Below are 12,498 nucleotides of genomic sequence, written 5' to 3' on the forward strand. Positions count from 1 at the left end.
GGCGTCCTTCGGCCGATGGGGGGAGTGGCCAAAGACAGGGGGGCAAATCCGGCAGGAAGGGGGGAGCATTGCGTATTGACTCCATCGGAGAACCTCCATGCGCATCCCGATCGCGACATGCATTGAAGGAGAGCGAGCGGCGACAGTTGACCGACCATGTGCGTGAAGGGTATGTGCCTTGTATCGTGCCCGCGCTAGGCGCCCCGCCAGCTTTGCCTTTCTGCGGTAAATATCTGGGCCTATCACCGCACCAGGTGCGGCGAATAACTTGCGCCTGCGGAGAAAGCAGCTCATAATCTCCGCATGGAAAGCGGAGATTACACGTACATCTGGCAGGCCAGTGACTGGCCAAGCTGGCACTACGATCTGGCGGCCCTGGCAGTGCCTATGGCCGAGGTTAGTCGCGCCCAAGGACTGCTGATGGGGCGCTTGGCTGATGTTGGCATGGCTCTGCGCGATCAGGCGAGTCTCGCGGCGCTCACCGAGGACGTGGTCAAGACCAGTGAGATTGAGGGCGAACAGCTCAGCGTCGCATCCGTGCGTTCGTCCATCGCTCGCCGCCTGGGCGTGGATATCGGTGCACTGGCCCCGGTCGATCGTCACGTCGAAGGCGTGGTTGAAATGGTGCTCGACGCGACCGCCAATTGCCATGCACCGGTCACCCGGGAGCGATTGTTCGGCTGGCATGCCGCGCTGTTTCCCACCGGCTACTCCGGCCTTGCCCGGATCAAGGTCGGTGGCTGGCGTAACGACACCAGCGGTCCGATGCAGGTGGTGTCCGGCCCCATCGGCCGACAACGTGTGCATTTCGAAGCGCCGCCAGCCACTCGCCTGGAAGCTGAAACAAGCCAATTTCTTGACTGGGTCAATGGTGCATCGAACGATCCACCTCTGCTCAAGGCAGGCCTCGGCCATTTGTGGCTCGTCACCGTGCATCCGTTTGACGACGGCAATGGCCGTATAGCCCGTGCGATCGGCGACCTGCTGCTGGCGCGCGCTGATGGCAGCCCGCAGCGTTTCTACAGTCTGTCAGCGCAGATCCAGCGGGAGCGCCAGGCCTACTACGATATCCTGGAGCGGACCCAGAAGCGGTCGATGGATGTCACTGAGTGGCTGGCCTGGTTCCTCGATACGCTGCATCGCGCCGTCGATCAGGCGCAGGACACCCTTGATGCTGTGCTGGTCAAGACGCGGTTCTGGCAGCGCTGGGCGACCACGCCACTGAACGAGCGGCAAGTGAAACTGCTCAACCGATTGCTCGATGGCTTCGAAGGCAAGCTCACCAGCTCCAAGTGGGCGGCGATTGCCAAATGCTCTCCAGACACCGCGCTGCGCGATATCACTGATCTGCTCGCACATGGCGTATTGCGGAAATCGGATGCAGGCGGGCGCAGCACCAGTTATGAGTTGAACGACCTATCCGAATAGGCACGCCTCCGGGAAATGACTCGGCAAGAGCGGGGGCCGTCTTAACGGATCCACCCGATCCGGTGGCGTTCCTGCGTGGCCTCATGCCGCGCATCGTCCTCCGTACGGACATAGCCATGCCGACAGCGATCCTTATCGACGGCGCCTACTTCATCAAGCGATTCCGGTCGCTCGACCCGGAGCACGCCTACGATGCCGCTCGTGTTGCCGACTGCGCTCATCAGTGGGCTTGCGCTCACCTCGTGCCCCAGCGGCGCAACGGGGCGCCGGCCGGGCGCCCGCGCGAACTGTACCGGATCTTCTTCTACGATTGCCCGCCGCTGCAGAAGAAGATGGGGTCGCTTAGCTACAGCTCGGCTAGGCAGCTGCGCGCAGAAACCTCACTCGGGCAGGCTGGGTAAGTTCCGTGAAGCTAAGGCAACCACCTACCGGTCTGCTCGGCGCGCTAAGGCGGTGAGCTTGGCATTGGTGCTGCATTAATACTGGGAACGGTAATCAGCATTACGACCTTACTGATCTTGCCTTCTGCTTGGGTTTTTTCACCGGCTCCCTGCCGAAGACGGCGCAGTAGGACGGCCTTAGCGAGCAACCGTAAGCGTCAGAGTCGCGTCTTGACAGCGATGGTTTCTGGATGCTCGGCCAGGGACACGAACTCCTTCGTGGACCCATCCAGTGCCGCAATCGAGCCGTGCCCAATATCGTAGACCCATCCGTGCAAATCCACCCGGTGCTGCGCCAGTGCCAAGGCGACAGAAGGGTGGGTCTGTATATTTGCCAGCTGAGCCACAACGTTTTGCCGGACGAGGGCTTCCAGACGATCCGCAGCCGAAGGGTACTCCTGAGCGGCGTTGATCACCTTAGCCGAATCGGCATGACGGAGCCATTGAGCGACTGCTGGCAAGTTATCTAGACAGGCGCAAGTCGCGATGGCGGTCATCGCGCCGCAGTCCGAGTGGCCACATATCACGATATCGGACACCCCAAGAACCGACACAGCATACTCAACTGTCGCTGAGACCCCCCCGGGTTCTGGCCCATACGAAGGCACAATGTTTCCCGCGTTGCGGATAACAAACAGTGCCCCAGGCTCACACTGGATTAGGAGCTCCGGTACCACCCGGCTGTCTGAGCATGTCACAAAAAGCGCGGTAGGTCTTTGACCGTTGGCAAGACTCTTAAACAGTTCGGATCGTTCGGGAAACGCTTCCCGTTGAAAACGGAGGAAGCCTTCGATGATTTCACGCACTGTGAGACACTCCAAAAATTTGACGTAAATAGTATAGCGGCATCAGTTTTCCTGACTCGCTCTGGAAATCGGGGACATTCTCCAACGGGCCCACGTCATAGCTTGATCGCCGCTCCCATCGGCCGTTTTGGGCCTAGATTTGGCCCAAGCGGCGGTCCGCCAGTTTTTCAGCCGAAAAATTGACTCCTAGCGCACTTACCGACAGGTACGTTGCGTTCCCGTTAGGAAAGTGCACTATGAAGCAATCGCTACGGCGGAAGAATGATAGACAGTAAGATTTTGATTTATTTGAATATTTTCCTGACCGTCGACCGGAAACCCGCATGGATGCTGGGGACTGCTATCCCGGTAAACTGCACGGGAATCAAAGGGAACACCCCTGGTGGGTTTCCATCCTGTCTTCATTCTTCGATCCCCCATGCCTTGCGGCTTGTCAATGATGCGTTCTGCTTGTGTTTCGGCGTTGTGGTTCGCAGATCATGCGTCCGGGTTCGGATCTGTACTTGGGGTTGGCGTGCCCGGTGCTTTCCGCGCGGCCGCCTGCCTTGAAGCGCTGGCCATCCGACGCTCGCGCGCAAACCTCTTGAAGTACGATGACGTTCATAGCGCTGGCCAGTCAACACGATGGGTTCACCGGCCACATACAGGTCGTCGACGCTGAGCGCGATTGACAATTTTTCCGGCTCTTCTTCGCCGCCTCGAATCGCGGGGGAGGCTCGAGGCGCCCTGAAGATATTGAAGCCGCGCTCTGAGGTCATCCAGCGCATAAAGATTGTTCTGCAGGCTGCTATGCCGTTCAACAAAATGAACCGAGTTGGGTTCGCGGCTGTTTTCGATGGGAATCGCGGAAACGCGTGGAACCCGGAGCGATACCCTGGGTGGTCTAACACCTATCAATTGATGCAGATGGCCCGCACCACTGGCTCAAGGCCGACGGTCAAGACACCGCTATGAAGTCGCTTCCTCGAGTTCGCCGGTCTCCCAACAGGGGACTGACCGTCGACAAGCCACTGCAGACACGGCTGGCACCTGATTTCCGGGACCGATACTGCGGCGCAAGGAGCCGGCACCAAGCACGATTTTCTCAGACGCCGGTGGGGTCGGAAAACGCAATTAATCGCCAGCCTTAACCTCACAGGCTTGGACGTTACGGTGCTGAAGGCGCTTCCAAGGGATAGTAGACCGTGCGGCATTTGATGAAAAAATGATATTCGGATCGGCTTCTATCCTCTGAGGCCATCATCCCCCGGCCGTAAAAAGAGAGCGAGCAATAGGAAGCGGGACGCGGCTACCCCAAGCGCTTCCACCCAATCCGGTGGCGCTCCTGCGTGGCCTGATGGCGCGCATCGTCTTCCGTATGCAGGTACGCGCTGGTGGTCGAGATGGACGCGTGCCCGAAATTGTCCCTGACAAAGCGCAGGTCCACCTGCTGGTCGGTCATGTGCGACCCCGCCGTATGGCGCAGCCAGTGCGCCGAGGCGCTGGCCAGCACCTCGGCCCGGCTTTCCCAATCCGGTCCGCGTGCGCGCAGGCGCTCGGCCGCCAGCGCGAAGATCTCCTTGAGCACTAGGTGCAGCGCGCCGCGCGACAAGGGTTTTTCCTTGCCGATGACCGGCAGCACGATGGGGCGATCCTCGCCTGGCAAAGGCATCGGCGGCAGGCTGTGGGCGGCGCGATAGCGCGCCAGCTCCACCATCATTTCGTCCGTGGCCGGCACCAGCCGCGTCTTGTCCCCCTTGCCCGTCACCTCCAGCCACCAACGCTCCAGGCCCTGGCTGTCACGGCGGCAGAAAAACGCCCCCATGCGCGTGCTGGCCACCTCCGCCGCCCGCAAGCCCCCCAGGTACAGCACGGTCAGCAGCCAGCGGCAGCGCGCCGCGTGCAGGCGGTCGCGCTCGGTCGCACGTTCGAGCGTGCCCGGCATGGCGTCGATGGTGTCCTTGACCGCCTGCCACATGTCGTGACTCAGGTAGCGCGTGATGCGCGGCTTGGGCGCGCCGCGCCGGCTGCGGGCCAGCGAGAGCGGGTTGCCGGCCAGATAGCCGGCGTCGACCAGCCAGGCGAACAGGCCATTGAGGATCACCAGGGTGTGGCGCGCGCTGACCGGGGAAAGCGGCCCGGCGAACGGCCGCCACGCGGGCGCGTCGCGCGCCAGCTTCTTGCGCGACGCCATCACCCAGCGCCAGGCCGGCTGCGGATCGGCCAGGAAGCGCTCGTACAGCAGCAGATCCTCATGGGTCAGCGACGACAGCGGCTTGCCGTGCTGCATCACGGCCCACAGCAGCAGCCGCTCCACCTCGCGCCGATAGGTCTGCAGGGTGGCGGGGGTGTCGGCGTAGCGGGCGAGCCAGGCCGTCACTGCCGCCAGATCGTCGGCGGCCGAGATCTGTGGGGTGCCGCCGCGGGCCCGGTTGCTGCCAGCGGCGCCGGACAACTCGGCGGGCAGGCGCAAGCGCTCGATCGGGGTGGCAGGCAGGGTGGCGAGGGGCAGCTGGCTGGATTCCATGGGTGAGGCGTGAGGCGCGTTCTCAAATTAGCCATAATTATAGACAGAATATGAATTATGTCTAAAGTTTGCTCGATTTATTCAATAAATTAACGTATTACGTAGTAATATTTATCTAAAATCATCTCGTCCGCCGCCCAAACATGACCGCCAGCCCCGCATCCACGCCGCCCATGCCCAGTGACGCCGCTCCCGACGCCGCCCTGCAGGCCACGCTCGCCGCCGACGTGGCCACCCTGCGTGCGCAGTTCCCCGAGACCCGCGCGCTCTACCGCGAGGTCTGCGCCCTGTTGTTCTTCAGGTATGGCATCACGCCCACCGCCAACAAGCTCTACGGCCTGGTGCGCAAGGGCAGCATGGGCACGCCCACTGAGGTGCTGGCGCAGTTCTGGGCGGACCTGCGCGGCAAGATGCGCGTGACCATCGACCACCCCGGGCTGCCGGACGCGCTCAAGGCGATCGCGGCCGACGCCGTGCAGTCGATCTGGCAGGCCGCCAACGCGGCCGCCGCCGGCGAACTGGCCGCCTTACGGGCCGAAGCGCGGCTGCAGGCGAGCGAGGCGGAGGCGCAGCGCGACCTGGCACGGGCCGCGGTGGTGGTGGCCGAGCAGGAGACTGCGGCAATGCAAGTCGAATTCGACGCCGCCCAGCGCGCACGCGCGGCGCTACAGGGAGAACTGGACGCCGAACGCCAGGCCCACGCGGCCGCGCAGGCGCGTCACGAGGCAGGAACCCGCCAGGTCGAGGCGCTCGAGCGGCAACTGGTTGAGTTGCGTACCCAATTCTCGGCGGAGCTGGAACACACCCGCGAGCAGGTCGCGGTGACGCAGGAACGCGCCGAGGCCACCGAGCGCCGCGCGCTGCGCGAGATCGACCAGGAGCGCACGTTGCGCCAGAAGGGCGAGCAGGCGCTCGCGGACCTGCGTGTTGAGCTGGCGGCCGTGCAGGCACGGGCGCAAGACGCCGCCGTCGCCGCCGCCGAGGCGCGGGCGCGACTGCAGGCCGAGCGCGATACGCTCAGTCGGCAACTGGCGGAGACAGAGCAGGCGCTCGGGCGAGGGCAGGCGGCCCAAGACGAGCTGCGGGCCGAACTGGCAGTGGCGCTGCGGCGGGCCGAGCGCGCGCAAGCCGAGACCACCGCGGCGCGCCGCATGGCGAACCCCAGGCGTCAGGTGCCAGCGACCAAAACCAAGTTCAAATTCAAGCCGGGGCCGGCCTGAGGAGGGGAGGGGGCGAGGATTTGTCCACCGCGAGATGGGATAAGCCTGTGGACAAACCGCGCGAGGACCAGATGCCCGGCGGGCCCCTCGGGCCTGATGCATTTTTGAGCAGGGGGGTGGGCACGTGATTCCCAATCCCCAAGCGGGCGGGTGGCTTTACACCAGCGAGCCGCCGGCACAATGTGGAGGCTTAACGGTCTTTGAGACGACAACGCAGGATCCTGCTCCGCAGCTTCCTCAAATCTGTGCACCTAAAATGATGTCGATCGAAATCGAGCGAGCGCAAGCGATTACCTGGATCCGCATCCAGATGGCCCAGCACGGACTGACCCTGGCCGACCTGCAGGCCGCCGGCTGCTTTGCCGAGCCGCCGCCGACCCCAACGCCAGGAGCGGTGCGCTACCGCAATGCGCACGGGCAGGGCTGGGACGGCCGCGGCGCCATGCCGGACTGGCTGCAGCAGGCGATCCACGCCGGGCAGACGATGGAACATTTCCGCGTGCCCGTCACGGGTGTCACGGGGCCCGTCGTGAAGGGGCGTTCCGATTTGAAATCAAACGGTTAGCGAGGAATGTGGAGGATTTTTGACGAATCCCGCCCATTCCTCAGGTAGACATCGCGGAGCGGCTTCCTTCACCACTCCGTAGCACGCCCAAACGCCAGCCAGCGGCCTGAGCGCCCAAGCGGCTGGCCGCTGGTGACGACCAGCGTGGGGCAGGCTAGTTACGGACCGATGATCTTCCTACTCGACATCCTGGGTAGCTTTGCGCTCGCCTACCTGTTCCCTTTACTAGTACACTGCGTCAATTAAATGGCACCGGGCGAATTCGCCGAGATGGGTCGTTGTACTTCCACTTGATGGGTGCCGGATTCTCGTTGTGCTGACGGATATAGCGCGTCAGCTTTCGGTCCAGGTCCTTCACGGAAGTAAAGATACCGCGACTAATTACGTCACGCTGGATACGGGAGAACCAATTCTCCACCTGGTTCAGCCACGACGAATATGTGGGCGTGAAGTGCATGAGCAGAGAACGGGTGCCCGCTTCTCGGCCTTTGCGGACATTGACACTCTTGACGCGTGATGCACTAACCTGCGGTTCGCCTGCGAAACGTCGGAGGGTCGGAGGGCCCGCGTTGAAAACGCACACCAAGAGATCAATCAGGTCCGGTTAGAAGAACGGAGATTGAAATTGATGGCCTTCTTGGTTGCGCGGTACGGAAAAAACTCTTCGCAGCAAATCGATGGAAACGCCGAATTGGTCATGGAATGCGTTCTCTAGGCGGCAGCGATCGGGAAATCCATAATCTTCACCTGCGTTACGAGTCGTACCCAACGTCGATAGATCGAATAGAAATCGCATGAGTCTCTGGGTCATTACGATTTGACGAAAACTCTCTCCTTCCTGCAGGAGTCCAGGAGATATCGTTGCTCCCGCCGCCGCACTCAGAAGTGATGGCGCCGATGCGAGCCGCCAGTCAAGATGCGGTGAAAAAAATACCGCGGAGGAAACCTCCATTGTCAGGGGCTTGCGCGGAAAGGCGCAATGCCGTGCATCGCGGCAGCCTGGATGTTGCGAACTATGGCGGGCTCTGCGACTACTGGGCACTTCCTCCACAAGGCTCGCTACGACAACCCTGTCGAGAGACACTCTCGCCCGCCTTGGGACAGACAGCGTGACGATCTCCAGGGTGCAAGCAAGCGGCAATCGGTTGCGCGGACAGTTCGCGTGAAGCCGGCGATGGACAATCCACACACTCCCTCTTCGACAGACGCCAACACGGGAAAGGCAAAACGCAAATTCCGGAGATGGAGGGAACCTTGATCGAGACCCTTTATACGCAATTGCACGAGGTAATCCTTGATGACACATGCTATTGGAGACGTCTCTCATCCACTGGCGGCCGTCCTCGCCAGAACGGGTCTGCTGGTGCAAAAATTGGTTGGTTGTCGCTCCGCCGAACGGAAGGTCTATGCGTCGTTCGTCACTAGCGACAGGGCGAGGCCCGCGCGGCGCCACAGCCACGGGCTCGGGCGGTAGCGCATGTCGCCGGTCAGGCGCTCCAGGTTCCGCAGCACGGTCAGCACCAGATGCGGGCCGATTGCGTCGCCCAGCGCCAGCGGGCCTTTGGGATAGCCCAGGCCAAGGTTGACGGCGAGGTCGATGTCGACAGGCGTGGCAATGCGCTGCTGCGCGATGTCGCTGGCGATGTTCACGATGCAGCTGATGATGCGCTGGGCCACGAAGCCGGCCGAGTCGCGGATCACGGTCACGGGCACGCCGTCGCTGCCGAACAGGCCGTGCGCGGCCTCGCGCATGGCGGCGGATGTGGCCGGCGTGGTCATCAGGGTGCGGCGCTTGGTGGCTTCAAACGGCAGCAGCGTGTCGATGGCCACCACGCGGGTGGGGTCCAGGCCTTCCTGCAGCGCGCAGGTGGTGGCGTCCAAGCCCAGCGGCGTGACCACGATCAGGGCCTCGGCGGAGGGCTGGTTGCCAGCTTCGGTAGTCATGCCCAGCGCGCTGATCAGCTTGACGGCCATGGCGTGGCCGCGCTCGTCGGCGTGGCTGACCCAGACGCTGGCCGGGCGGGCCGCGGGCAGGGCGGCGGTGGCGGGCACTTGCTTCTGGCCGTCCACGTAGCGGTAGAAGCCGGCGCCGGCCTTGCGGCCGATCAGGCCGCCCACCGTGCGGATCGCCGTGATCGGCGACGGGCGGTAGCGCGGTTCCTGGTAAAACTGGTTGTAGATGGACTCCATCACGGGGTGCGAGACGTCCAGCCCCGTCAGGTCCATCAGCTCGAAGGGGCCCATGCGAAAGCCTGCCTGCTCGCGCATGATGGCGTCGATGTCGGCGAACCCGGCCACGCCTTCCTGCGCGACCTTGAGGCCTTCGATGTTCATGCCGCGGCCGGCATGGTTGACGATGAAGCCTGGCATGTCCTTGCAGCGCACCGGGGTATGGCCCAGGCGGCGCGACAGCGCCATCAGCGCGTCTCCCACGGCGGGGTCCCCGGACAGGCCGTCGATCACCTCGACCACCTTCATCAGCGGCACCGGGTTGAAGAAGTGATAGCCGGCGATGCGGCCCGGCTGCTTCGCGCCGACCGCGATCGCGGTGATCGACAGCGACGACGTGTTGGAGGCGATCACCGCATCGGGACGCAGGATGGCTTCGAGCTTGGCCACTAGGTCACGCTTGACTTCCAGCCGTTCGACGATGGCCTCGAGCACCATGTCGCAGCCGGCCAGGTCGTCCAGCGTGGCGCAGGGCAGCACGCGGGCCAGCGCGGCTGCGCCGTCCTCGGCGCTCATCTTGCCTTTTTCGGCCAGCTTGGCGAAGGTGTCCTGCAGGTATTGCCGGGCGTCGGCCACGGCTTGCGGGTTGGTGTCGTACAGGCTGACGGTCAGCCCGGCCTGCGCGGCGATCTGCGCAATACCCCGGCCCATGGCGCCTGTGCCGACGATGCCGAGGGAATCGATCTGTGATGCAGTCATGGAGAATTGGTTCGTGTGAATTGAGTCGTGTAGTCGACCGCTAGCTTTGATCGCTTTCGGGGATACGCCGGATGCCAGTTGATGACTGCCTTGTAGTTACAAATGACTGGTCTCGTCCGGCATACCCTCTTTTGAGGGTCCGCGCTGCATGCCCTTCCAGAGGCCCATGGCGCCGAGTTCCCCCATGATTCCCCGACGGAACGTCAATACGCACAAGATGAAGATAACACCCATCACCATCGTGACCGATTCGCCCAGCGAGCTGAACCATTGCACTCCAGTCAGCGATGCGATCGCGTCTCCGATATCACCGAGCTTGTTCTCAAGCACAACGATAATGAGCGCACCGACGATCGGGCCGGACAGAGTGCCCACCCCCCCAAGGAGCGTCATCAGGATCACTGAGCCCGACATCGACCAATGCACGTCAGTCAGCGTTTCGAAGCCAAGCACCAACGCTTTCATGGAGCCAGCCAGGCCGGTTAGCGCCGCAGAGAGCACGAAGGCGAGCAACTTGGCGCGATCAGCGTCATAGCCAAGCGAGATGGCACGCGGCTCGTTCTCCTTGATGGCTTTTAAGATCTGACCGAAAGGGGATTGCACGGTGCGTATGACAAAGGCGAAAGCTGCAACGAGGATCGCCAGTGCGACATAGTAAAACGTCAGGTCATCGGCCAAGGGCAGCACGCCTAGCAGCTTGCCGCGCGGGATTCCCTGCAACCCGTCCTCTCCGCCGGTGGCTGGGGCCTGCAGGCAAACAAAGAAGAACATCTGAGCCAGCGCCAGGGTAATCATCGAGAAATAGATGCCCTGGCGGCGGATGGCGAGGGAGCCGACGAGGAAGCCAATGGCCGCGCCTGTCGCTGTTCCCGCGAGCAGTCCCACTTCTGGCGTTACGCCCCAGGTCTTCATGGCATAGCCGGCGGCGTAGCCTGCACCACCGAAGAAGGCGGCGTGGCCAAAGGAAAGAAGACCCGTGAACCCAATAAGTAGATTGAACGCTGCCGCAAAGAGGGCAAAACACAGAATCTTCAGGACAAACACCGGGTATGCGCCGGCCAGCGGGGCTAGAATCAGGCTCGCCAAGACCAGGGCATACAACGCGCGCGAAGTTGTGAGTCGGATTACTTTGATTCTATTGGGCTGCGTCTTCGAGCCCGTGAGAGTCGTATCGTGGAACATTATTTCTCCTTGCCAAACAGCCCTGCCGGGCGCAGCACCAAGACGAGCACCATGACCACAAAGACAACAGTCGATGAGGCTTCGGGGTAGAAGACTTTGGTCAATCCCTCGATGACACCGAGCCCAAGGCCGGTAATGATCGAACCCATGATCGATCCCATCCCGCCAATGACAACCACGGCGAAGACGATGATGATCAGGTTCTGCCCCATCATCGGCGAGACCTGCATGACCGGCGCTGCCAAGGCACCGGCGAATGCCGCCAGTGCGACGCCGAATCCATAGGTAAGCATCACCATGCGTGGGACATTGATGCCAAACGCCTCGACGATCTTTGGATTCTCAGTGCCGGCTCGCAAAAAGGCGCCTAGCTTGGTCTTCTCGATCAGATACCAGGTTGCGAAACAGACGGACAACGACGAGAAGACAACCCAGGCCCGATAGTTCGGCAGGATCATGAAGCCAAGGTTGGTCGCACCAGCCAGAGATTCCGGCGCGGAGTAAGGAAGGCCGGAAACGCCGTAGGCCGATCGCAGGATGCCCTCGATGACAAGCGTTATGCCAAGTGTCAGCAGCAATCCATAGATATGGTCGAGCTTGTAGATGCGCGTCAGCATCGTGCGCTCGATGACCACGCCGATCGCCCCCACCACCAAGGGCGAAATGCAGAGCATCACCCAGTAGTTGAGGCCGAGATACTCCATGCCCATCCATGGGAGGATCGCACCAAGCATGAACAATGCGCCATGCGAGAAATTGATGACATTGAGCAGGCCGAAGATCACAGCAAGCCCGAGACTCAGCATCGCGTAGAACGCGCCATTCACAACACCCAGCAGAAGCTGAGAAAGCATGGCCGGGAGGGGAATTCCAAACAGTGTTTCCATTTTCTCTTTAGCCTCACACTCCGAGTAACTGATGCAGGACGGGCATCTTCTTCTCTAGCTCGGAAGCTGCGAAGCCCTCGACGAGGGTGCCGTGCTCCATGACGTAGAGCCGGTCTGCAAGTGGCGCGGCGAAGCGGAAGTTCTGCTCCACCATCACTACTGTGTAGCCTCTTTTTTTGAGCATCAGGATCATCCGCGCCAGCGCTTGCACGATCACCGGCGCCAGGCCTTCGGAGATCTCGTCGAGCAGCAGCAGGTTTGCTCCGGTGCGCAGGATGCGGCCAACAGCCAGCATCTGCTGCTCGCCGCCCGACAGGCGCGTGCCCTGGCTCTGGCGGCGCTCCTTCAGGTTGGGGAACATGTCGTAGATCTCGGCCTCGCTCATGCCCTTCTGCGCCCGGCCGCCTTTCGCTTTCAGCAGCGGCGGCAGCAGCAGGTTCTCCTCGCACGACAGGCTGGCGAAGATGCCCCGCTCTTCCGGGCAATAGCCGATGCCGCAGTGCGCGATCTTGTGCGTCGGCATGCCGATGGTCTCG

The 12,498-nt window shown here is 62.3% G+C and carries 12 protein-coding genes; 4 read left to right on the forward strand and 8 right to left on the reverse strand.

Features of this window, described 5'->3' with window-relative positions:
* Window positions 1-303: 303 nt before the first annotated feature.
* Window positions 304-1,428: a Fic family protein gene (locus tag ACYP5B_RS00155; RefSeq protein ID WP_459568084.1), complete on the forward strand. Its 1,125-nt coding sequence runs from the start codon at window positions 304-306 to the stop codon at window positions 1,426-1,428.
* Window positions 1,429-1,544: 116 nt separating this feature from the next.
* On the forward strand, window positions 1,545-1,829 hold the full coding sequence (locus ACYP5B_RS00160; protein ID WP_459568085.1) for a hypothetical protein: 285 nt from the start codon (window positions 1,545-1,547) through the stop codon (window positions 1,827-1,829).
* 197 nt (window positions 1,830-2,026) lie between these two features.
* Here the strand turns inward: ACYP5B_RS00160 and ACYP5B_RS00165 are convergent, their stop codons facing one another.
* The 3 genes from ACYP5B_RS00165 to ACYP5B_RS00175 all read right to left on the reverse strand — a co-directional run bounded on the left by ACYP5B_RS00165 (window position 2,027) and on the right by ACYP5B_RS00175 (window position 5,180).
* Window positions 2,027-2,674 (reverse strand): carbonic anhydrase, encoded by a 648-nt coding sequence (locus ACYP5B_RS00165; protein WP_459568086.1) that lies wholly within the window; start codon window positions 2,672-2,674, stop codon window positions 2,027-2,029.
* Between the two features lie 401 nt (window positions 2,675-3,075).
* Window positions 3,076-3,441: a hypothetical protein gene (locus ACYP5B_RS00170; RefSeq protein ID WP_459568096.1), complete on the reverse strand. Its 366-nt coding sequence runs from the start codon at window positions 3,439-3,441 to the stop codon at window positions 3,076-3,078.
* 521 nt (window positions 3,442-3,962) lie between these two features.
* Window positions 3,963-5,180, reverse strand: coding sequence for a tyrosine-type recombinase/integrase (locus ACYP5B_RS00175; protein WP_459568087.1), 1,218 nt, complete (start codon window positions 5,178-5,180; stop codon window positions 3,963-3,965).
* Window positions 5,181-5,323: 143 nt separating this feature from the next.
* Here ACYP5B_RS00175 and ACYP5B_RS00180 point away from each other — a divergent pair, with 143 nt between their 5' ends.
* Window positions 5,324-6,400 carry a DNA-binding protein gene (locus tag ACYP5B_RS00180; RefSeq protein ID WP_459568088.1) on the forward strand — a complete coding sequence of 359 codons (1,077 nt, stop codon included), beginning with the start codon at window positions 5,324-5,326 and terminating at the stop codon, window positions 6,398-6,400.
* A 256-nt stretch (window positions 6,401-6,656) separates the two neighbouring features.
* Window positions 6,657-6,965 (forward strand): H-NS histone family protein, encoded by a 309-nt coding sequence (locus ACYP5B_RS00185; protein ID WP_459568089.1) that lies wholly within the window; start codon window positions 6,657-6,659, stop codon window positions 6,963-6,965.
* A 238-nt stretch (window positions 6,966-7,203) separates the two neighbouring features.
* On the opposite strand, the gene ACYP5B_RS00190 is transcribed toward ACYP5B_RS00185, so the two are convergent.
* The 5 genes from ACYP5B_RS00190 to ACYP5B_RS00210 all read right to left on the reverse strand — a co-directional run.
* Window positions 7,204-7,548, reverse strand: coding sequence for a transposase (locus ACYP5B_RS00190; RefSeq protein ID WP_459568090.1), 345 nt, complete (start codon window positions 7,546-7,548; stop codon window positions 7,204-7,206).
* Between the two features lie 821 nt (window positions 7,549-8,369).
* Window positions 8,370-9,893, reverse strand: coding sequence for a 3-hydroxyacyl-CoA dehydrogenase (locus ACYP5B_RS00195; RefSeq protein ID WP_459568091.1), 1,524 nt, complete (start codon window positions 9,891-9,893; stop codon window positions 8,370-8,372).
* 96 nt (window positions 9,894-9,989) lie between these two features.
* Complete coding sequence (locus ACYP5B_RS00200) at window positions 9,990-11,075, reverse strand: branched-chain amino acid ABC transporter permease (protein ID WP_459568092.1); 1,086 nt, start codon at window positions 11,073-11,075, stop codon at window positions 9,990-9,992.
* Complete coding sequence (locus tag ACYP5B_RS00205) at window positions 11,075-11,962, reverse strand: branched-chain amino acid ABC transporter permease (protein ID WP_459568093.1); 888 nt, start codon at window positions 11,960-11,962, stop codon at window positions 11,075-11,077. Before ACYP5B_RS00205 ends, ACYP5B_RS00200 begins: the two co-directional genes overlap by 1 nt.
* A 13-nt stretch (window positions 11,963-11,975) precedes the next feature.
* Window positions 11,976-12,498 (reverse strand): ABC transporter ATP-binding protein (locus ACYP5B_RS00210; RefSeq protein ID WP_459568094.1); only part of this gene is annotated, 523 nt, incomplete at its 5' end.

It is taken from the genome of Cupriavidus sp. 8B, assembly GCF_054589115.1.